The sequence below is a fragment of the Saccharopolyspora soli genome (assembly GCF_022678645.1).
GTDB lineage: Bacteria > Actinomycetota > Actinomycetes > Mycobacteriales > Pseudonocardiaceae > Saccharopolyspora > Saccharopolyspora soli.
The window spans coordinates 193,369-213,493 of record NZ_JALBWV010000001.1; the positions used below are offsets into that span (position 1 = coordinate 193,369).

19 protein-coding genes are annotated in these 20,125 nt (G+C 70.4%); 5 read left to right on the plus strand and 14 right to left on the minus strand.

The window, feature by feature from the left end; translation table 11 throughout:
- Position 1 precedes the first annotated feature (1 nt).
- The 5 genes from MOQ72_RS00860 to MOQ72_RS00880 all read left to right on the plus strand — a co-directional run bounded on the left by MOQ72_RS00860 (position 2) and on the right by MOQ72_RS00880 (position 7,027).
- Positions 2-2,062 (plus strand): hydantoinase/oxoprolinase family protein, encoded by a 2,061-nt coding sequence (locus MOQ72_RS00860; RefSeq protein WP_242179815.1) that lies wholly within the window; start codon positions 2-4, stop codon positions 2,060-2,062.
- Positions 2,059-3,816, plus strand: a complete 1,758-nt coding sequence (locus tag MOQ72_RS00865) for a hydantoinase B/oxoprolinase family protein (protein ID WP_242179816.1) — start codon at positions 2,059-2,061, stop codon at positions 3,814-3,816. Before MOQ72_RS00860 ends, MOQ72_RS00865 begins: the two co-directional genes overlap by 4 nt.
- Positions 3,800-5,104, plus strand: a complete 1,305-nt coding sequence (locus tag MOQ72_RS00870; protein WP_242179817.1) for an MmgE/PrpD family protein — start codon at positions 3,800-3,802, stop codon at positions 5,102-5,104. The genes MOQ72_RS00865 and MOQ72_RS00870 overlap by 17 nt, the downstream gene beginning before the upstream one ends.
- Positions 5,104-5,931 carry a PaaX family transcriptional regulator gene (locus MOQ72_RS00875; RefSeq protein WP_242179818.1) on the plus strand — a complete coding sequence of 276 codons (828 nt, stop codon included), beginning with the start codon at positions 5,104-5,106 and terminating at the stop codon, positions 5,929-5,931. Before MOQ72_RS00870 ends, MOQ72_RS00875 begins: the two co-directional genes overlap by 1 nt.
- A 100-nt stretch (positions 5,932-6,031) precedes the next feature.
- Positions 6,032-7,027, plus strand: coding sequence for an amidohydrolase family protein (locus MOQ72_RS00880; protein ID WP_242179819.1), 996 nt, complete (start codon positions 6,032-6,034; stop codon positions 7,025-7,027).
- A gap of 49 nt (positions 7,028-7,076) precedes the next feature.
- Here MOQ72_RS00880 and MOQ72_RS00885 read toward each other — a convergent pair whose 3' ends face one another.
- From MOQ72_RS00885 to MOQ72_RS00950, 14 genes are all read right to left on the minus strand, one after another.
- Entirely contained in the window at positions 7,077-7,667 is a 591-nt protein-coding gene (locus MOQ72_RS00885) for a hypothetical protein (protein ID WP_242179820.1), read from the minus strand.
- A 23-nt stretch (positions 7,668-7,690) separates the two neighbouring features.
- Positions 7,691-8,662, minus strand: a complete 972-nt coding sequence (locus MOQ72_RS00890) for a GlxA family transcriptional regulator (protein ID WP_242179821.1) — start codon at positions 8,660-8,662, stop codon at positions 7,691-7,693.
- A gap of 97 nt (positions 8,663-8,759) precedes the next feature.
- Complete coding sequence (locus tag MOQ72_RS00895) at positions 8,760-9,842, minus strand: MSMEG_0565 family glycosyltransferase (RefSeq protein WP_242179822.1); 1,083 nt, start codon at positions 9,840-9,842, stop codon at positions 8,760-8,762.
- Positions 9,839-10,675 carry a carbon-nitrogen hydrolase family protein gene (locus MOQ72_RS00900; RefSeq protein WP_242179823.1) on the minus strand — a complete coding sequence of 279 codons (837 nt, stop codon included), beginning with the start codon at positions 10,673-10,675 and terminating at the stop codon, positions 9,839-9,841. Before MOQ72_RS00900 ends, MOQ72_RS00895 begins: the two co-directional genes overlap by 4 nt.
- 135 nt (positions 10,676-10,810) lie before the next feature.
- Complete coding sequence (locus tag MOQ72_RS00905; RefSeq protein WP_242179824.1) at positions 10,811-11,671, minus strand: carbon-nitrogen hydrolase family protein; 861 nt, start codon at positions 11,669-11,671, stop codon at positions 10,811-10,813.
- Positions 11,668-13,134 (minus strand): MSMEG_0567/sll0787 family protein, encoded by a 1,467-nt coding sequence (locus tag MOQ72_RS00910; RefSeq protein WP_242179825.1) that lies wholly within the window; start codon positions 13,132-13,134, stop codon positions 11,668-11,670. The genes MOQ72_RS00905 and MOQ72_RS00910 overlap by 4 nt, the downstream gene beginning before the upstream one ends.
- Before the next feature lie 6 nt (positions 13,135-13,140).
- Complete coding sequence (locus MOQ72_RS00915; protein WP_242179826.1) at positions 13,141-14,241, minus strand: MSMEG_0568 family radical SAM protein; 1,101 nt, start codon at positions 14,239-14,241, stop codon at positions 13,141-13,143.
- A 27-nt stretch (positions 14,242-14,268) separates the two neighbouring features.
- Positions 14,269-14,790, minus strand: a complete 522-nt coding sequence (locus MOQ72_RS00920; RefSeq protein ID WP_242179827.1) for an MSMEG_0572/Sll0783 family nitrogen starvation response protein — start codon at positions 14,788-14,790, stop codon at positions 14,269-14,271.
- A 32-nt stretch (positions 14,791-14,822) separates the two neighbouring features.
- Positions 14,823-15,650 (minus strand): amidohydrolase family protein, encoded by an 828-nt coding sequence (locus MOQ72_RS00925; RefSeq protein ID WP_242179828.1) that lies wholly within the window; start codon positions 15,648-15,650, stop codon positions 14,823-14,825.
- Positions 15,651-15,665: 15 nt separating this feature from the next.
- Positions 15,666-16,976, minus strand: coding sequence for an MSMEG_0569 family flavin-dependent oxidoreductase (locus tag MOQ72_RS00930; protein ID WP_242179829.1), 1,311 nt, complete (start codon positions 16,974-16,976; stop codon positions 15,666-15,668).
- Positions 16,973-17,278 carry an MSMEG_0570 family nitrogen starvation response protein gene (locus MOQ72_RS00935; protein WP_242179830.1) on the minus strand — a complete coding sequence of 102 codons (306 nt, stop codon included), beginning with the start codon at positions 17,276-17,278 and terminating at the stop codon, positions 16,973-16,975. The genes MOQ72_RS00930 and MOQ72_RS00935 overlap by 4 nt, the downstream gene beginning before the upstream one ends.
- 215 nt (positions 17,279-17,493) lie before the next feature.
- Positions 17,494-17,928 carry a MaoC family dehydratase gene (locus tag MOQ72_RS00940; protein ID WP_242179831.1) on the minus strand — a complete coding sequence of 145 codons (435 nt, stop codon included), beginning with the start codon at positions 17,926-17,928 and terminating at the stop codon, positions 17,494-17,496.
- Positions 17,925-19,142 (minus strand): MFS transporter, encoded by a 1,218-nt coding sequence (locus tag MOQ72_RS00945; RefSeq protein WP_242179832.1) that lies wholly within the window; start codon positions 19,140-19,142, stop codon positions 17,925-17,927. Before MOQ72_RS00945 ends, MOQ72_RS00940 begins: the two co-directional genes overlap by 4 nt.
- A 262-nt stretch (positions 19,143-19,404) precedes the next feature.
- Positions 19,405-20,118: an RraA family protein gene (locus MOQ72_RS00950; RefSeq protein WP_242179833.1), complete on the minus strand. Its 714-nt coding sequence runs from the start codon at positions 20,116-20,118 to the stop codon at positions 19,405-19,407.
- Between the last annotated feature and the right edge of the window lie 7 nt (positions 20,119-20,125).

Consider the following 20,125-nt stretch of genomic DNA (forward strand, 5'->3'; position numbering starts at 1 on the left):
GATGAAACAGATCGCCGCCGACATCGGCGGAACCTTCACCGACTTGACCGCGGTGGACGAACACGGCGTGTTCAGCACGGCGAAAACGCTGACCACACCGCACGACCACGCCCAGGGCGTGCTGGACGGGCTGGACAAGCTCGGCGCGCACCTGCCCGACGCGGAGCTGTTCCTGCACGGATCCACCATCGCGATCAACACCGTGCTGCAGCGGGTCGGTGCCAAGACGGCGCTGATCACCACGGAGGGGTTCCGCGACGTCTACGAGATCGGTCGCGGCAACCGTTCGGAGCCCTACCACCTGTTCTTCGGCAAGCCGGTTCCGCTGGTGCGACGGCGGTTGCGTCGCGAGGTGCGCGAGCGGGTGCTGGCCGACGGTACGGTCCGCACTCCGCTGGATCTCGACGGGGCCGCTGCGCTGATCGGGGAGTTGCGCGCGGCCGGGGTGGAGTCGATCGCCGTCTGCCTGCTGCACTCCTACGCCAACCCGGACCACGAACTCGAACTCGGTCGGCTCATCGAACGGATGTGGCCGGAAGCGTACGTGACGCTGTCGCACCAGATCATGCGCGAGTACCGCGAGTACGAACGGACGTCGACGACGGTGCTCAACGCCTACGTCGGACCGGTGGTGTCGCGCTACCTCGACTCGCTGACCGATCGGTTGGCGCAGCGCGGATTCCAGGGGCGGCTGCTGATCATGCAGTCCAACGGCGGCATCATGTCCGTCGAGTCGGCCCGGCGCTCTCCGGTGCGGATGATGGAATCCGGGCCGGTCGCGGGCGTCATCGGGGCCGCCGCGCTGGCCGACGGGCTGGGCATGCCGCGGCTCATCCCGTTCGACATGGGCGGTACGACCGCGAAGACCAGCCTCGTCAAGGACGGCGAGGTCGACATCAGCGCCGGCTACTTCATCGGGGGATACGCCACCGGGCATCCGATGTCGCTGCCGGTGGTGAACATCGTCGAAGTGGGCGCTGGCGGCGGCAGCATCGCCTGGGTGGACGCGGCGGGCGCGCTCAAGGTCGGCCCGCGCAGCGCGGGCGCCGCGCCCGGACCGGCCTGCTACGGACTGGGCGGGGACCGGCCCACCGTCACCGACGCCAACCTGATCCTCGGACGGCTGGGCGCGAGCCGGTTCCTCGGCGGCGAGATGAGCCTCGACCGGGCGGCGGCGGAGGCCGCGATCCAGGAGCACGTCGCCAAGCCGCTCGGGCTCGACCTGATCGCCGCGGCGCGGGGCATCGTCACCATCGCGGACGCGCAGATGTCCTTGGCGGTCCGGGCCGTTTCGGTGGAGAAGGGCGAGGACCCGAGGGAGTTCGCGCTCGTGGCGACCGGTGGCGCCGGGCCGCTGCACGCGGTCTCGATCGCCCGGGAACTCAACGTCGGCACGGTGGTCGTCCCGGTGCTGCCGGGCCAGTTCTCCGCCAAGGGCATGCTGTCCTCGCAGGTCCGGCACGACCTGACCCGCACCCAGCTGGCCGTCTTCGAGCCCGCCGCGGTCGAGCAGTACGCGGTGACCCTCAAGGACCTGGCCGCCGAGGCGTCCGAGCGGCTGCGCGCCGACGTCGGCACACCCGCGCAATCGCCGATCGTGCAGCACTTCCTCGAACTGCGTTACCGGGGCCAGGAGTTCACCATCGCGGTGCCGGTGCCCGAGGAGGGCCTGTCGGCGGCGACCCACGCGGCGGTGCGCGCGGAGTTCGACGCGATGCACGAACGGCTCTACGGGCACCAGGCCCCCGAGGAAACCGTGGAGGCCATCGGGATCCGCACGGTGATCTCCATGCCGTTGTCCTCGATTCCGGTCGAGACCGCCGCGGATCGCCCGAGCGGCGAGGCGCAGCCGGTGGAGACGCGGCCCGTGGTCCTGCACGGCGGCGGCCCGGACCCGGTGCCCTGTCCGGTCTACGACCGGGAAACCCTCGCGCCCGGACAGCGGATCGAGGGTCCGGCAGTGGTGCAGGAGGCCACCTCCTCGGTCGTGTTCTACGAAGGGGACGTCCTCACCGTCGCCACCGACCTTTCCCTCGTCATCGCAGTAGGGAGCCCAGCATGAGTGGCACTGTGCCAACCCCAGTCGACCCCATCACCCTCGAAGTGGTCCGGTGCGCGCTGGTGGCGTATTCCGACGAGATGGCCGCCGCCCTGCGTCGCACGGCGTACAACCCGATGATCTTCGAGGTCCAGGACTACTGCGTTGGGTTGGTGGACACCGCCGGGGAACTCATCGCGCAGAACCTCGGCGGCCTGCCGATCTTCCTGGCCGACCTCGGCGTCTCGGTGGCCGACGGCATCGCCCGCTACGGGCTCGACGGGTTCGAGCCCGGCGACGCGATCGTGATGAACTACCCGTACGTCGCCGGTCAGCACCTCAACAACGTGGTCGTCTACACGCCGATCTTCGTGGACGGCCAGGTGGTGGCCTTCCCGGCAGTGCGCGCGCACTGGGTGGACATCGGTGGTTCGCGCATCGGCTTCGGCTCCACGGCCACGTCGGACATCTACTCCGAGGGGTTGCAGCTGCGCTCGATCAAGGTGCTGAAGGCCGGGAAGTGGGACGCCGACGTCCTGCAGATCCTCAAGGACAACATCCGGATGCCGGAGTCGTCGCTGGGCGACCTGCGGGCGGCGATCGCGGCCTGCCGACTCGGGGAGCGGCGGATCGCCGAACTCGCCGAGCGCTACGGCCTGGACACCGTGCTCAGCTGCGTCGAGGAGATGCGCAACCAGTCCGAGCGGCTGTCGCGGGATGCGGTGGCGCGGATGGCCGACGGTGAGTACTTCGCGTCCTCCTGGATGGACAACGACGGTCAGCGGTTGGACGACCCGATCCGGCTGGACATCCGGGTCGAGGTGGCGGGGGAGGAGTTGACCATCGACTTCTCCGACATCGCCGAGCAGGTCCAGGGCCCGCTCAACTCGGGCAAGTCGGGTGGCGTCGCGGCCGCGCGGGTCGCGTTCAAGGCGCTGACCCTGCCGACCCATCCGGTGGACGAGGGATCGTTCCGGAACCTGCACGTGATCCTGCCGGAAGGCAAGCTGCTCAACGCGAAGCCGCCAGCCGCGCTCGGGCAGTGGAGCATTTCGCTGCCGACCGTGGTGGACACGATCATCAAGGCACTTGCCCCGGCGCTGCCCGACCAGGTGCCCGCCGGGCACAAGGGCGACATGTCCGGCTTCACCTTCTACGGCGTCGACGAGCGGACCGGTTCGCGGTTCGTCTGCCTGAACATCAACGGCGGGGGCTGGGGTGGCCGTCCGGTCGGCGACGGGCCCAGCGCGTGCGTGTCGGTGTGCCAGGGCGACGTCCGCAACATCCCCATCGAAATCCAGGAAGCGCGCTATCCGCTCGTCTTCGCCAAGCACGAGTTGCGCGCCGACAGCGGTGGCGCCGGTCGGCACCGCGGCGGCCTCGGCCTGGAGATCGAAGCGCAGCCGCAGCAGGTGGTGTTCACCAACGTCGCCAACGAGCGCACCACGTGCCCGCCGTGGGGACTGCACGGCGGCCAGCCCGGGGCGGTCAACGACACGATCGTCGCCCAGCCGGACGCCGAGCCGGTGCACGTCAAGAAGCACACCGGATTGCGGTTGGCGGCCGGTTCGTCGATCACCTTCCGCACCGCCGGTGGCGGTGGCTGGGGCGATCCCTTCGAACGTTCGGTGGCGGACGTGGTCGAGGACTTCCTGGACGGGTTCGTCTCCCGCGAGGCGGCACGGGACCGCTACGGCGTGGTGCTGTCGGAAGACGGCGAGGTGGACCGGGAAGCCACCGAGGAACTGCGCAAGTCGGCCGATGTCGCTCGTCGCTGAGCTCGCCGACCGCGCGCACGCGGTCGCCCAGGAGCCCATTCCCGAACGGGTGCGCGAGGCAACCCAGGCGCACCTGGCGGACACCGTCGCGGCGGTGCTCGCCGGTCGCACCACGCTGCGAGAACCGGTCGAACGACTCGCCGACGGCCTGCAACTGGAGCCCGGGTCGCGACGCACCGCTTTCGTCGCTGGTGTGTACGCCAACGGCTGGGAGGTGGCCGGGATCCACCGCGCCGCCGTGCTGTGCCCCGGCTGCGTGGTGCTGCCAGCCACGCTCGCGGCACTGGAGATGCGTCCGGAGGTGAGCTGGGCGGAGTACCTGCACGCCTACCTCGCCGGGTACGAGGTCGCGCTCGCCGCAGCGCTCGCGGTGGGCGGGGACCGCCTCATCGCGCAAGGCTGGTGGCCGACCGCGCTGGTGGCGCCGCTCGGTGGCGCGGCGGCGGCGTCGATCCTGCTCGGCGAGCCGGTGGCGAAGACGGCGTCCGCGATCGCGCTCGCCGCGCAGCAGGCGGGTGGCGCGATCGCCGGTAGCACGGCCGATGCCAACGGGCGGTACCTGCTCAGCGGTCTCGCCGCCGAACGGGCGATCAGCGCAGTGCTGGCCGTGCGGGCGGGCTGGCGGGGACCACTGGACATCCTGGACGATCCGCGCTCGCCCCTGCTGCGCCAGCGCACCCCGCCGGATGGCTACTTGCTGCCGCAGACCAGCATGAAGGCGCACGCGGGCGCCAAGCACGTGCAGGCCGCGGTCGACGCATTGGCCACTGTGGACGGTTCCGATGTCCTCGGCATCCGGTGCGCTCTCCCGGCACAACTGGTTCGCGCGGTGGATCGGCCGCCGCCGTTCGGCTCGCCGCTGAACGCGTTGGCCAGCGCCCAGTACATGCTGGCCGTCTCGGTCCGGCGCGGACGCTGCTCGCCCTGGGAGTTCCAGCCGGAGCTGTTGCGGGACAAGGCGATTCTCGACCTGGCGGGCCAGGTGCGGGTGGAAGGCGCGGACGACCTGTCGGCGGAGTACCCGGCGAGCTGGGGGGTGCGCGTGGAGGTCCGGACGACCTCCGGTGCGGTCCAGTTCGTGCGCCGCGACGCCCGCGGCGACCCCGGTCACGAACTGACCACCGCCGAACTCGTCGAGAAGATCGTTACACTGACCGGCCGGTCACTCGGCGACGAAACGGCCCGCGACCTGGCGACGGCGCTGCTCGGCGCCGATCCCTCCCCAGCGGTGCTCACCACCCACGTGCTGCCGTTGCTGCGCCGACCGCACGCGTTTCAGGAGGCTTGATGCCCGGGGAAAGCCGCACACCGACGCCGCAGGCGGTCGTGATGACGATGCTGGGCCGGTACTGCGCGGTGGACAACCCGGCGATCTCGACCAACGGCTACATCGAGGTGCTGGCCCGGATCGGCCTGTCGGCGCAGGCCAGCAGGCTGACGCTGTCCCGGATGACCGAGCGGGGCCTGCTGCAGCGGCTGCGGCAGGGGCGGATCGCCTACTTCCGGGCCACCGAGGTCGGGCTGACGGTGGTGCGCAACCAGGAGAAGCGGACGTTCCACGACCCTGGTGCCACACCCGGCCCGGAAGGGGCCTGGACCATCCTGAGCTTCACGATCCCGGAGTCGCAGCGCGCCAAGCGCCACCTGCTGCGGCGGCGGCTGACCTGGGAGGGCTTCGGCCTGCTGCGCGACGGGGTGTGGATCGCGCCGGGGGACCACGACCTGAGCGAGATGGACGAGGCGCTGGCGGAGATGGGCATCGACCAGCGGATCGAGGCGTTCCTCGGATACCCGAAGTTCGACGACGTGCAGGGCATGATCTCCCGGGTCTGGGAGCTCGACGCGCTTGCCGAGCGGTACCACGAGTTCCTGCGGCAATGGGATGTTCCGCAACCAGCACCGGAGGCCACCGACGAACTCGGCCGGTACCTGCTGCTGATCAGCGGGTGGCGGACGCTGCTGCGGGAGACGCCGCGACTGCCCGCCACCCACCTCCCGGCGGACTGGCCAGCGGCGCGGTGCCAGGAGCTCTTCCGCACCCTGCACGATCAGTACGCGCCCGCCGCGGCGAAGTCGTTCGCCGAAATCCTGGTCGCCAACCAGGGGAGCGTCTGAATGCCCGTCCTCGGTCTTGTTCTTGGCAGCCCGGCCTACCGCATTCGCACCGCTACGCGGCAAGAATCCAACGGCAGGGCCTGACGAAAGGAGTTCTCCGATGCGGATTGTCGACTCCCACTTCCACTGGTTCCCGCGGTCGCACTTCGAGCACATGGCGAACCGGCTGGAACACCCGCGCGCCGAACGCGTCGGCGATGGCTACAAGTACTTCTACAACGGGGGCCGCGGTTTCCTGCCGCTGCCCGCGGTTTGGTACGACCTGGAGGCCGGGCTCGCCGCCTCGGAAGCCGTCAGCGGGCCGGAAACGGTCGTCGTGTGCACGACCGGCGTGCTCGGCGGCCTGCTCGATCAGCTGCCCACGAACGACGCGATCGACGCAGCGTTCGCCTACAACGAGGAAATCGCGAAAGCGCAGCGAACCCACCGCGGTAAGTTCTTCGGCACCGCGGCGGTCCCGTTGCAGGACACCGCGCAGGCGCTGGCCGTGCTCGATCACGCGATCGCAGACCTGGACCTGCGCGGGGTGAACCTCGGGCCGGTGACCGCAGGTGAGCCGATCGACGCGGACCGGCTCGACCCCTTCTACGCGCGGGTCGCGGAACTGGGGGTGCCGCTGATCGTGCATCCGACGGACCTCGTGTTCGGCGAGATGCTGTCGGACTACGGCGACGCGTTGCAGCGGACGATCGGCCGACTCTTCGATTCGAGCGTCACGGTGCTGCGGCTGATCTTCGGCGGAATCATGGAACGCCACCCCGACCTGAAGATCATCCAGACCCACGGCGGCGGGCTGCTGCCCTACCAGGCCGGTCGCGTCGACAAGAACGCGCGGCAACCGCTGCCGCTGCCGCCCAGCGAATACCTGAAGCGGATCTTCGTCGACACGGTCACACCCCAGGCGCTCACGGTCCGCACGGCGCTGGAGTTCTACGGACCCGACAAGGTCATCTACGGCACGGACTACCCGTGCTGGAGCCCGCGGGCGGCGACCGACGTCCTGGACGAAGCGCAACTGAGTCCCGAACAACGCACCCGAATCCAGTCGACCAACGCGGACGCGGTGCTGAACCTCACCAGCGCGGCGCCCGCCTGATCGCCTTCGTGCCGGGCTGCGGCGATTGGGAAATCGCCGCAGCCGTCGCTCACCAGACGAACGTCGCGCCGAGCACCACGATCGCGACGATGACGTCCAACACCGCGCAGAACTCGGCCATCGAGCGCGTGACGACCCGCGCGACGCGGTGGTGGTAGACGTCCCAGGCGGCGTGCGCGAGCAGCCCGGCACCGACCAGCAGCCCCGCCCACATCGCGTCGGCGCTGGCGGCGATGATCGAGGCGGCGGTCAGCACGACCATCGCCGCGGTCTGCAGCGGTACCCCCCACGGCGGCCGTATCGCGCCTCTGATCAGGCCGTACGCCACCAGGACCGCGGCGATGACGAGCATCCACCACGACGCCCACGCCGGGGCCAAGCCGGGCACGGCGGTACCGATCCCGATGACCACGAACGTTGCGAAGAACATCGGCCATGCCGCCGCACGCCGCTGAACCGCCGCGGCTGCGACGTAGACGAAACCGGATGCGGTGACCACCGGCGCGATGTCGGCAGCGTCGCCGCCAGCCGCGACGAACACGGCGAAGACGATGCCCGCGGCCGTGGGCCAGCGGTGGACGAGAGCCTGCGGGCGTCGGCCTTCGAGCCGGCCAGCAGTGCCTGTGGCGGTGACGTTCATGTTTCCTCCAGGCGAGGCATCGGTCAGGGCTGGGTGGCGAAGTGCCGTCGGTAGTGGTCGGGTGGCACGCCGAGGCGGCGCAGGAACGCGCGCCGCATCGTTTCGGCCGAGCCGAAGCCGCAGCGCGCCGCGGCCACGGTGACCAGGACGGGTTCGGATTCCAGCAGGCGGCGGGCCGCGTCCACCCGAACGTGCTCGACGTACTCCGCCGGTGACTGGCCCAGCGCGCGGTTGAACTCACGCGTGAAGTGGCGGACGCTCATGCCGACCTGGCGGGCGAGTTCGGGGACGCGGAGATCGGCGCTCGGATCGGCGTGGATGAGGTCCTGGGCGGCCCGAACCGACGAGCGCTGTGCCGGGGGCGCCCATGCTGGCGCGGCGAACTGGCTCTGCCCGCCTGGTCGGCGAACGAACACGAGCAGCTCACGAGCAACCTGCTGGGCGAGTTCGGGGCCGTGGTCGGCCTCGACGAGGGCGAGTGCGACGTCGATCCCGGCGGTCACCCCGCCCGAGGTCCACACCCGGCCCTCCCGCAGGTAGATCGCGTCGGGCCGCACCTGCACCGTCGGGTACTCGCGGGCCAAGGATCCGGCCCACCGCCAGTGCGTGGTGCTGGTGAGCCCGTCGAGCAATCCCGCTGCCGCCAACGGAAACGCCCCGGTGCACACCGACACGACTCGTTCGGCGCGCGGGGCCGCGCGCCGCAGCCACTCGACGAACTCGGGCGCGTCGCGCCCCGCGCGGCGCACGCCCATCCCGCCGGGAACGAGCAGGGTGCCGATCGGGCCGCGTTCGGGCAACGCCTCGGTGGCGACAAGACCCAGCCCGCTGTCCGCCGCGACGGCGCCAGGCTCGGCGGCTGCAATCCGCACGGCGTAGCCGCCGGATCCGCCGCCGAAGGCGAGCAGCGCGGTCGCGACCGAGAACACCTCGTGCGGACCGGTGACGTCCAGCGGCTGGTAGCCGGTCAGGAGTGGGACGAGAACGTCGTGCACACCTAAGATCTTCTGGGCACTTGGGAGATGGCGTCAATGACAGGTATCCCACGGATTGGGCCACGACCCGAGACCGAAGTCCCACTGGCGGATCGAGCTAGCGGAGGCAGTGGTAGAAGGCGATGTGCCGTTCGGCGGCCCGGTGCCAGGTGTGCTGGGCGGCGAGTTCCCGGCCCGCCGCCCGCCGGGCCGGGTTTTCGGTGGTGAGAGCGGAACCGAGTTCAGCCGCGAGGGTTTCCGGGGTGTCGCCGAAACCTGCGGTGCTGCCGAACACTTCGCGCAGGACGGGTAGATCGCGGACGACGAGGGGAACACCTGCGGCGAGCGCTTCCATCGCGGCGAGGCCGAAACCTTCCTTGGTGGACGGGAAGGCGAACGCGGCGCTGCTGGCGACGAGGGCGGGGAGGTCGTCATCGGGGACCGGTCCGAGCACGATCGGCTCGACGCCCAGCTCCGCCGCTGTGGTTTCCCAGCGGGCCCGGTAGTCGCGGTAGTCGAAGAGGGTTTCCCCGCCCGCGACAACGAGTTTCACCTCGGGATGCGCGGTGCGCAGCAGCGCGTACGCGGCCAGCAGGTCGAGGGAGCCCTTGCGGGGCTCGATCCCGCCGACCGCGAGGACGTAGCGGCCGAGGCGGTCCTTCCAGCGGGCACGAGCGGCGGGATCGGTCATCGCGAACCGTTCGTAGGCGACTCCGTTGGGGATGACGGTGGCCTTGATGCCCCAGCCGTCGGCGAGTTCGTCGGCGACCGATTTCGACACGCACACGTGGGCAGCAGGATCCACGATGGCGCGCTCGTGGCAGGCGGCCAACTCCGGCGTGGTGAAGTGGTCGATGTGGTGGACCGTGCGCACGCAGCGGCCGACGGCGTTGGCGCTGATGCAGTCCTGCGCGTGCACGACGTCATAGGCCGACGAGGTCGGCGCGAAGGCGTCGCGCAGCGTGGCGATGGAGCGCAGGACGCGCTCGCCGACCGTTTCCTGCGCTGGCCCGTCGGGAAAGGGCACGATCCGCAGTCGTACGGCGGGGTCGACCGGGCGGAAGAATCCGGAATCGCCGCCACGACCCAGCGTCCACACCGTCACGTCCTCGCCCGCTGCGGCCAGGGCCTCGGCGAGCGCCAAGGTGTGCACGACGCCGCCGCGCGGCTTGGTCGAATAGCTCAGCAGGGCGATCTTCACCCGGTGCCTCCCCGGTAGGCGGACGGTCGGCGCTCGGCGAGGTGCCGCAGGACGCGGCGGGCCCGGTCGATCTCGGCGGCCACGTCGACCTCAGCGACGGCCAGGCCAGCCTTGGACCAGGTGCGGGCCAGGATGTCACCGCCGGGGCCGACCACTTTGGCCTGGCCGAGGAATCGCATGCCGCCCATCGTTCCGGTCTGGTTGGAGGAGGCGAGCACCACCTGGTTCTCGGCGGCCCGAGTCTGGTCGTACAGGTCGAAGAGCTTGGCCTGGCGGTCCTGCGCCATCCGCGCCGCGCGGTTGGTGATGCTGGTGGGCCACGCGGACAGGCAGGCGAGGATCTCGGCGCCGTCCAGGGCCGCGGAGCGAGCCGATTCCGGGAACGTCTTGTCGTAGTCGATGAGCATGCCGACCCGCCCAACCGGGGTGTCGAACGCGTCGAAGCGGTCGCCGGGCGCGTATGCGGCGACTTCGCCAGCCGGTAGGTGCACCTTGCGGTGGCGGCCGAGCACGCCGTCGCCGCTGACGCAGACCGCTGCGTTGTAGCGCTCGTCGCCGCCGTCCTCGCAATAACCGACGCAGACGACCATCTCGGCGGCCAGTCCGGCGACCTGGAGGATCAGCGGATCGTCCGGTTTGAGCGCCGGGGGCAGCGCTGCCGGATCCGGATGGCGCAGGTCGGCGAGGTAGCCGCCCAGGGCGGCGTCGGGCAGGACGAGCAGTCCGGCACCCGCCTTGCGGGCGTCCTCGATCAGCTTGGCGATCCGCGCCAGGTCGAACTCCAGGTCGCGGCCGAAGTGCGCAGCCACGGCTGCGATCCGGACGGTGCTCATACTGGTCCGCCTCTCCGCGATTCACAGTGGTGGTTGCGGCCACACGAATCTCGCGTTTCGGGGTTTCTTGTGGCTGGTTTGCGTCACGGTCCCCTGAGGTGCGGTTGAGGAGGACTCGGGTTGACACAGGGCTGCTCATGCGCGGTTGGCTGCTGCGGTGTGCGGGTAGGCGTCCGGGCGTCGGTCGCGGAGGTGACCCATGAAGCGGCGGGCGGTTTCCAGGGCTTGCGGCACGTCGATTTCGGCGATCGCCATGCCCGGCGCGACCCCGGTGTCGGCGAGGATCTCCCCACCGGGATCGACCACCTTGGCGCTGCCCACGAAGCGCAGCGAACCGAACGTGCCCGCCTGGTTGGCGGAAACCCAAACCACCTGGTTCTCCAGCGCCCGTGCCCGGTCGAAGAGGTCGAACCGGCGTTTCCAGCGGTCCTGCGCCAGATCGGCCGCCGGGTTGGTGCGGGCCCCCGGCCAGGCGGAGATGCACACCCCGATCTCGGCGCCATCAAGCGCCAAGGCGCGCGCGGCCTCCGGAAACGCCTTGTCGTAGCAGATCAGCATGCCGATCCGACCGACCGGCGTGTCGAAAGCGCGGAAGTTCGCCCCGGAGTCGTAGCTGGCGTCCTCATTCAGCGGCTGGTGCACCTTGCGGTGGTTGCCCAGCACGCCGTCGCCGGTGACGCACACCGCGCTGTTGTAGCGGCGGCCGTCCCCGCCTGCTTCGCAGTAGCCAGCGATCACGGTCAAATCGCCAGCGAGCTCGGCAAGTCGTCGAACCTCCGGGCCGTCCAACGCCAGCGGGGGAGGGCCCGGATCGTCAGCCGCTCCGGTCGCCGAGTCGAGGCTCAGCAAGTAGCCGCCCAAACATGCCTCGGGAAGCGCCAGCAACTGGACGCCGTCAGCGCGTGCCTGCTTGATCAACTGCTCGACGAGGACGAAGTCCGCCTCCAGGTCGCGGCCGAACTCCGCCGCGACGGCGGCCATTCGCAGCGTGCTCACGCGGACCCCAATCCGGTCACCGGGCCGGTGACCGCCGGTGTGATCGCTCCGTCGGGCCAGCGCAGCCCGACGCCTTGCGCGGTGGTCAGCTCACCGCACACAGCACTCGTGGCCGGGCCCGCGGGCGGGGCCGGTGCCCCGGCTTCATCGGCCGTGAACATCGCGAAGCCGGGGAAGCAGGTGAGCCAGTCGCCGACTGACGCTTCGCGCGGGCGCGGGACGGCGGCGACATCCAGCACCGCGCCGCAGCCGCTCGCCTCCGCGAGCATGCCGAGGGTGCCCGCGATTCCGGCCATGGAGACGTCCTTGGCCGCTGCGGGGCGCACCGCGGCGACGGCGGCGAGCATCGCGCGCAGCTCTTCGGCACTGCGGTAACTTGTCGAATCCCATTGCCGTCCCCAGTAGCTCGGCCGCCACGCGCCGCCGACGTCGGCAGTGAGCCGGACCTCCTGGCCGGGACGTCCGCCTCCGCCGGGCACGGGGTGGTCGGTGCGACCCAGGGCAGTCACGGCCAGCGCTGCCGGGACGCCGAGCTGGGTGTGCCCACCCAGCAGCGGGATTCGCCCGTACGCCTCGGCAGCTCGCTTCAGCCCGGACAGGATTCGGTTGGCATGCGAAGCGTCCCGTGCGCCGAGCGCGTCCAGCAGGCCGACGGGCGTGGCGCCCATCGCGGCGAGGTCGTTGACGTTGACCAGCACCGAGCACCATCCCGCCCACTCCGGATCGCGCTCCACAATGGACGGAACGATCGCGTCGCAGGCCGCCACCAGATCGCTGCCGGGCACCGGTGACCCATCGTCGCCGACGAAGCCCGAACCGCCGAGGGCATGATCCGAGCCGTTGCGGGCAAGCGCCGCGAGCAGCGGGCCGAGCTCGGCCTTGGTGGCGCAAGCCTGCGCGCTGATCCGGCCGACGTGCCACCGCATCAGCACATGGGGTTGCCCGGCCGTGTCGACGTCGCGGACGCGGTGCCAGCCGAGCCGGTTGAAGAGCACCTCGGCGCGCGGCTGCACAGTCGCCTCGAAACGAAGCGCGCCTTCGGCTTCCGCACGGGCGCAGGCCGCCCGGACCAGTGCGGGGCCGACGCCGCCGAGGCGTCGAGCGGATGGCGCGACGACCAGGCGACCGCCGTACCACCAGCCCAGATCGGGGCCGTCATCTACCGGTCCGAGCCGCACACCGCCGAGCACTTCACCGGCGCTGTCGCGGGCCACCAGCACCACGGTGCGCGGATCGGCGTCCCGCTCGTCGAGATCGCTGGTTTCGAAAAGGCCCTGCTGCCGCACGAAGAACTCGTGCCGCTGGGCGCGGTATGCGGCCACCGCGGTCGGGTCTTCGGCCTGCTCGATCCGGAACGCGGCCTGCCGCGCCAGGGTTGCCCGATCACCGAGCAACGACAGGATGTCCGGTACCGGAGCGGACGCGTCGGCTCCCGTCAAGGTGAGCACATCGTCGAGTGCCATCGGATGTCACCCGCCCGCCGTTCGCAGCACCGAACACGCCCCGCAGGCCGCGCAGCCCGCCTTCTGGTCCGCGCCGGACATCCCGGCCGCCCGCAGCCGCTCCGCGACCGCCTTGGTGACGTATCGCAGCAGTTCGGCGCTGGGGGCGCCGATTCCGTCCCGCGCGGCCAAGGTCCCGCGCATCGGGCGGAACGGGACGACGAACGGGTACACGCCGCGCTCGATCAGCGAACGTGCGCCCGCGATCAGTTCGTCCGGATCCTCGCCCAGCCCGACCAGCAGGTAGGTGGAGACCCGGTTGTGTCCGAACACCCGGACCGCCTCGTCCCAGGCGGCCTCGTACTCGGCCAGCGCGACAGTGGACTTGCCCGGCATCCACCGCCGCCGCACTTCCTCGTCCAGCGACTCGACGTGGATGCCGATAGCGGTGGCGCCCGCCTCGCGCAACTCGCGGATCCACCGCAGCTCGCCGGGCGGTTCGCACTGCACCTGGATCGGCAATCCGGGCACGGCCGCGAGGACCGCCCGCACCGCGCGCACCAGATTGCGCGCGCCGCGGTCGGGCCCGGCAGTCGTGCCGGTGGTCATCACCATCTGCCGCACGCCGTCCAGCCGCACCGCCGCTTCGGCGACCTCGGCAAGCTGGGCCGGGGTCTTGGCCGCGACCGTGGCGCCGGAGCGCAGCGATTCCTCGATGGTGCAGAAGCGGCAGCGCTCGGATTCGCCGTAGCGGATGCAGGTTTGGACGACGGTGGTGGCCAGCACGTCCGCGCCGTGCAGCCGGGCGAGCTGCTCGTAGCGGACACCGTCTACTGTGGTCATATCGTAGAACTTCGGCCGCCGCACGGGCGAAATGGCCAGGCCGGTGTCCTCCTCGCCCAACCAGACCCGGCCATCGCGCACCGCATACGGGCTGGCTGGGTTGGTGGGCAGCGCGGCGTTGGCACCGTCGACGAGGACGTGCCCGTCGTCGCTGGGACCAGCTCCGTCCGGCCGCTTGACCGGTGCGTCCAACCGGATGCCGTGCAGGGCGAGCTCGGCGCGGGTCATGATCCGCACATCCACCGGTGTCCCGGTCATAGGTGTCTTGTCGGTGCCAACGCGCACAGCGCACCTCCCATCGAGAACGGGTTCTCAGAGCTGGTAGGTGGAATTGATGATCGCGCCCTTGCGGGCGTAGTGGATGATGGCGTCCTGCACGTCCAGCGGGTGGGTGGGGATCACGCCTTCGATCAGGTCCTCCTCGCGGGCGCCGTGCAGCGAGAGCCCGAACCGGCAGCAGTAGACCTTGCCGCCCTCGGCGATGAAGGTCTTGAGCTGGTTGTTGATGTTGTGCTCGCCGGGGAAGGCCGAGTTTCCGGTGGTGGGGAAGCCGCGGGTCGCGAGGCAGTTGAGCGAGCCGGGGCCGTAGAAGTAGATGGCCGACTCGAAACCCTTGCGCAGCGCCCGAGTCGCCTGCAGCACGGCGACGAAGCTGACCGAGGACTCGTGGGCGATGCCGTGGACGAGGGTGAAGTACGTTTCGCCGTCTTCGGCCTCGTAGTCGGGGAAGACCTTGGTGGCCCCGTAGATGCTGGAGCCCTCGGGCAGGGCGGGGTGCGGGATCTCGCCCAGCGACTTCTGCTCCAGCTCGGTGAGTTCGACGGTGTCGGACATGTGCGCCTCCTGGTGCTTCGTGGGAAAGGGGATCAGTCGTAGAGCGCGGCGAACGTGTCGCGGAAGACCCGCCCGCCGAGGTCGCCGTCGCCCGCTGCGGCGCGCAGCCGGGCGTATTCGCCCGTGAAGTCGCCCCACGGCTGGTCGCTGGCGAAGAGCACGCGGTCGTGGCCGATACCGCGCTGCTCGATCTCCTGCGCCAGCCAGTACGGCGCGAAGCCGATGGCCCAGGAGAGGTCTGTGTAGACGCGCTTCCCGGCGGCGATCCAGTCGAAGAAGCGCGAACCGCCGAGCTTGATGTGGCCGCTCATGCCGCCACCGAAGTGCACCAGGTGCACCGGCACGCGGTCGGCGTACCACTCCACCAGCTTCCCGACCTCGTCGATGTCGGAAGCGGCGCCGGGGGAGGTGTGCACGTGGACCACCAGGCCGTGCCGCTCGGCCTCGTGGAAGATCCGATCCAGCAGCGGGCGGCATGCCGGGTCGCCGGGCGATCCGCCGAGCAGGAAGCTCAGTTTCAGCGCCCGGACCCCGGCTTCGCCAGCGAGGGCGAGGGCGCCCGCGGTGCGGTGCTCGTCCTCGGGCCGAGCCGAAACCCACAGCCCGGCGCGGATGCGGTCGTCGGCCTGCGCGGCCTCGATCACCAACTCGTTGAAGGAGAACGCGACATCCGGGTCCGGCACGCCGTAGTTGGGCAGCACCAGGGCGCGTTCCGTGCCTTCGGCGTCGAGGTCGGCCAGCAGTTGCTTGACGCTGGCGCGGGCGGTCGTGTCGGGGTTGACGGGCGGACCGCCGTAGAACGGGAACGAGGGCAGCACACCGATGTGCCGGTGCGCGTCGAAGACGTGGTGCGCGGTCACGGTACGACGCCCTCCTCAGCTCATCAGGGGCCCGGCGGGCAGCGCCGGGGCCGAACCGGTCAGCGCGCCGCACACGTCGGTGCGCCGACCGGCGGCGTCGATGCGTTCGGCCAGGTACGCCGCGTCCCGGCCGACGGCCTCCAGCCGACCGGAACCCCAGGTGTGCTGCCAGGGCAATCCCAGGAAGTACAGGCCGGGCGCGCTGGTCACGCCGCGCCAATGGGTCGGATAACCGCGGCCGTCGAAGACCGGCACCTCGATCCACCGGTAGTCGGCGCGGAAACCGGTCGACCAGATCACCGAGGTGATACCGGCCGCGGCCAGCTCCAGCCGTCGCGGCTGGCACACCGGGTCCGGCGCCCAGACCGGCACGTACTGCGGCTCCTCCGGCGCGTCGATGCCGCGTGCCTCGATGTGCCGGTCGATGGCGTCCTTGATGGACTCGGCGACAGCATCAGCCGCGTCGAGATTGCGCTTCAGATCGGCGTCGAACTCCACGCGCCCCCCGACGATGCCGGTCAACCGGCCGTACAACCGCATGCCCTGGACGGCGAACGCGCGCAGGTCGATGTCCCGACCGCCGTCGCGGCCGGTCACGTAGTGGTTGACCCGCTTCCGCACGCCTTCGGCGTCGGAGAATTCGTCGATGGTCTTGGCGTAGTGCCCCATGTCCGCCAACCAGGCCACGCAGTCCCGGCCCCGGTAGCGACGGGCGACGCGCGGCGCACTGCCGACGGCCAGGTGCACCTGGCGTCCGGCGAGGTGCAGGTCCTCCGCGATCTGGGCACCGGACTGCCCGCTGCCGACGACGAGCACCGCGCCAGCGGGCAGCGCATCCGGGCTGCGGTAGTCGGCGGAGTGCAGCTGGTGGACCGCGCCGGGCAGTCGTTCGGCGATCCGGGGCGTGCTGGGGGTGTGGTACGCACCGGTGGCCACCACGACCTGTTCCGCGGTCAGTTCTCCGGCGGTCGTGTCCAGCTGGTACATGCCGGTCCCCGTGCGGCGCAGCCTGGTGACGCGCACCCCCTCGACGACCGGGGGCCGGAAGTGCGCGGCGTAAGCCTCCAAATAGGACACGACCGCATCGCGGCGCATGAAGCCGTCCGGATCCTGCCCCCGGTACGGGAAACCGGGCAGCGAACACTGCCAGTTCGGCGTGACCAGGCAGAACGAGTCCCAGCGCCGGGACCGCCAGTCGTGCGCCAACTGGTGCGCCTCCAGCACGATGTGCTCGATACCGCGCTCGCGCAGGCAGAAACTCGCGGACAGCCCGGCTTGTCCGCCGCCGATGACGGCGACCGGGAAGTGCCCTCCGGCGAAGTTCATCGTCGGCTCCCGCTGGCGGGCAGCAGGGCCTCGACGGTGACGGGGGCTTCGGGTTGGCCGGTGAATGCGGCAGCGGTGGTCTCGATCTCGATCAGCTGGTCGGCGGCCGCGGCGCAGGCTACCCCGTACCTGGCCCGCACCCGCGCGCTGGCAATTCCGAGCGCCTGCCGACTCCGCGCCACGAAATCGGCGACGGAATAGACCGCACCGGGTTCGAAATAGTCCGCGATCACGGTCGAAGGGGAATAGCAACGCTGGATTTCACCGTCCGGCCAGCGCACCCGGAAGTACATCTCAGGCATCATGTCCTCCAGGCAGGACATCGAGTTGACGGCAGCGTCGTCGCTGTTCCTGGGTGCAATTCCAGCCAGTTCGGATTACCGATCCGAGGCATCCGGAATAATGCGGAGTTACTGGATGTGCCGCCAAGTTACGGCCGCGATCAACCGAGCGTTGAAATCAGCGTCGTAAAAAATTTGGGTGCGCACCGGCGACGCCGTCAAATCCGCGATCGCGGTCACCGGCTCCGCGGCATCGCCACGGTGTAGCAAACCGCATTCCCCGACAGCGCCACCGTGCCGTCATCGCGGGTGACGGTCACCGCGAGCTTGGTGATGGGTTTGTCGGTTCGGACGTCGGTGATCTCGACCCGGCCGGTGATCGTGTCGCCGGGGCGCACCGGCGCGGTGAAGTCGAACTGGGTGTTGAGGAACACCGTGCCCGGTCCGGGCAATTTCTCGGCGACGACCGCGTTGAGGATCGCGCTCGTGACGCCACCCTGCACGACGATCTCGCCGAACCGGGAGGCGGCCGCGGCATCGGCGTCGTAGTGCAGCGGGTTGCGGTCGCCGCTGATCTCGGTGAACAGTTCGATGTCGCGGGCGGTGACCCGCCTGCTCAGCTCGGCGATGTCCCCGACCGCGGGTGCGCCGCGCGGCCAGCACGAGCTCATGACGTTCCTCCTCGCGGTTGTCCGCGCCGGACGGCGTGACCCGCCCGGCCGCCCAGCGCCCGCATGGCGAGCGCGCCGAGAATCGGACCGGGCGCGAGCACGAGGAAGGCGTAGCGCCAGCCGACGGTTTCGGCGAGCACGGGCACGAGGTTGATCGTGACGACGGTCAGCAGGAAACCGATCGCGGTCTGCGCGGTCAGCGCGGTACCGATGTAACGGGAGTCGGCGACCTCGCTGAGGGCCGTGGAGAACACGCCGGAATCCGCGATCACCGCCGCGCCCCAGACCACCAGCAGCACAACCAGCACCGGCCATGCCGCGCCGTAGACCAGCGGCGAGACCAGGCAGCAGGCGCCGCTGACGACGAGGGCCGCGCCTGCTGCGGGAGCCCGTCCGAAGCGGTCGGCTGCCCACCCGCCCAGCAGACAGCCGAACACCCCGGCAACGCCGATGGCCACGAACGACACCACCCCGACGGTCATCCGACCGGCGGCGGTGGCTGCGGCGACGAACGAGGGCAGCCAAGTCCACAGCGCGTACAGCTCCCACATGTGGCCGAAGTAGCCGAGGTTGGCCAGCCTCGGACCGCGTTCCCGGAACATGTCGAGCGCGTACCTCGGCCGGTGCTGCACCACGCTGCTCGCCAGGTGCGGTCCCGGTCGCACGAGCGTCGCGGCCAGCAGCGCGGCACCGACTCCGATGCCTGCCGCGGTGAACAGCACGCCCTGCCACGCCAGGTCGCCGAGGCCGTTGATCAGTTGCGGAAGCGCGGAACCGACGGTGAGCGCACCGATGAGCACGCCGAGCGCCAGCCCGCGGCCGGTCGAGCCGAACCACGACGCGATCAGCTTCATGCCCACCGGATAGACCCCGGCGAGGAAGAAACCCGTGCACAACCGGCAGAGCACGGCGGGGCCGAAGCCGTTTGCCAGCACCGGAACCGCAGCGGTCGCGGCCACCGCGCCGAGCGCGGCGCACGCGGCGACGCGCTGCGGCGGGAAGCGGTCGGGCACGTTGAACGCGGCCGAGGTGATCGCACCCGCGACGAACCCGACCTGCACCGAGGCGGTGAGCCAGACGGCCTGCGTGTCGCTGATGTGCCACACCCCGCGCAGCGCGGGCACGACCGCGGACGCGGAGAACCACATCGCCATGCCGAGCACCTGCATCGCGGCGATCAGGCCGAGCTGCACGTACCGGTTGTCAAGTGCCATGCAACGCTCCAGCCGGTCTTGCGAACGCACGCCCCGGTCCGCGTGCGCCCGCCATGACGCCAATCCCTCGACATCTACCACGCCGACAACGATTGTCCAGCGCTCGCGTCACCCCTGCCCGCCACCCGGTGGATGCGTTCGAGATGTCAGTTTTGCCCAAAACTCGCAACCGAAAACCGGCATAACGCCGCGTCAGTTTTAGGTGGAACTGCTCGCCGATTCAACTACCGGCGCATCGGCTGTGCACCGACAGAGTTGTTGATCAAAGTCGGCCGTATTTCGCGTAGACGTCGGCGACCGGGACGCCGGCCTGCACCTCCTCCCGGACCTTGTCCTCGATGTCCTTCGCTTCCTCGGACTTCGCGAGCACTTCTTCGAGTGCGTCTTTGGGGATCACCAACACGCCGTCTTCATCGCCGAAGATCCAGTCACCTGGGTTGACCCGCACCTGGCTGCTGAGCGTGCCCGTCATCGAGACCGGCACCTCCAGGTCGTGGATCCTCGACCGCCGCAACGACTCGATCGGCGTCGTGTAGCGCGCGAAGACCGACAGGCCGTCGATCTCGCGCACCAGGCGACCGTCCCGGATGCCGCCGTCGATGACCACGCCGGTCGCCCCGCGAGCTCGGCTGGCGTTGCTCATCAGCTCGCCCCAGATACCGCTCTGGCGCTCGCCCGCGGCACCCACGACCGCCACGCATCCCGCGTACATGTGGGTGAAGACCCCGAAGTCCGCCAGTTTCGCGTTCGGCGGCATCTCGCTGCGCTCCCGCATGTCCGGACTGGCCATCACGGTGTACGCCGGTCCGGCCACCTGCATCGATCGGTCCAGGGGCGCGATCGCGAGGTCGAGGCACTGGTTCGGCAGCCCCAACTCGTCCATGATGTCGTACACCACGGCCGAGTACAGGCCCTTCAGCCGCTTCGCGCTCCGCGCGATCCCATCGGCGTCGGGTCGTGCGCTTGCGGTCGTCATGTCCTGC

Bases quoted from the DNA above. Each gene is read 5' to 3' on its own strand.
- MOQ72_RS00860 (WP_242179815.1), top strand. From the start codon at position 2: ATGAAACAGATCGCCGCCGACATCGGCGGAACCTTCACCGACTTGACC.
- MOQ72_RS00865 (WP_242179816.1), top strand. From the start codon at position 2,059: ATGAGTGGCACTGTGCCAACCCCAGTCGACCCCATCACCCTCGAAGTG.
- MOQ72_RS00870 (WP_242179817.1), top strand. From the start codon at position 3,800: ATGTCGCTCGTCGCTGAGCTCGCCGACCGCGCGCACGCGGTCGCCCAG.
- MOQ72_RS00875 (WP_242179818.1), top strand. From the start codon at position 5,104: ATGCCCGGGGAAAGCCGCACACCGACGCCGCAGGCGGTCGTGATGACG.
- MOQ72_RS00880 (WP_242179819.1), top strand. From the start codon at position 6,032: ATGCGGATTGTCGACTCCCACTTCCACTGGTTCCCGCGGTCGCACTTC.
- MOQ72_RS00885 (WP_242179820.1), bottom strand. From the start codon at position 7,667: ATGAACGTCACCGCCACAGGCACTGCTGGCCGGCTCGAAGGCCGACGC.
- MOQ72_RS00900 (WP_242179823.1), bottom strand. From the start codon at position 10,675: ATGAGCACCGTCCGGATCGCAGCCGTGGCTGCGCACTTCGGCCGCGAC.
- MOQ72_RS00910 (WP_242179825.1), bottom strand. From the start codon at position 13,134: ATGGCACTCGACGATGTGCTCACCTTGACGGGAGCCGACGCGTCCGCT.
- MOQ72_RS00920 (WP_242179827.1), bottom strand. From the start codon at position 14,790: ATGTCCGACACCGTCGAACTCACCGAGCTGGAGCAGAAGTCGCTGGGC.
- MOQ72_RS00930 (WP_242179829.1), bottom strand. From the start codon at position 16,976: ATGAACTTCGCCGGAGGGCACTTCCCGGTCGCCGTCATCGGCGGCGGA.
- MOQ72_RS00935 (WP_242179830.1), bottom strand. From the start codon at position 17,278: ATGCCTGAGATGTACTTCCGGGTGCGCTGGCCGGACGGTGAAATCCAG.
- MOQ72_RS00940 (WP_242179831.1), bottom strand. From the start codon at position 17,928: ATGAGCTCGTGCTGGCCGCGCGGCGCACCCGCGGTCGGGGACATCGCC.
- MOQ72_RS00945 (WP_242179832.1), bottom strand. From the start codon at position 19,142: ATGGCACTTGACAACCGGTACGTGCAGCTCGGCCTGATCGCCGCGATG.
- MOQ72_RS00950 (WP_242179833.1), bottom strand. From the start codon at position 20,118: ATGACGACCGCAAGCGCACGACCCGACGCCGATGGGATCGCGCGGAGC.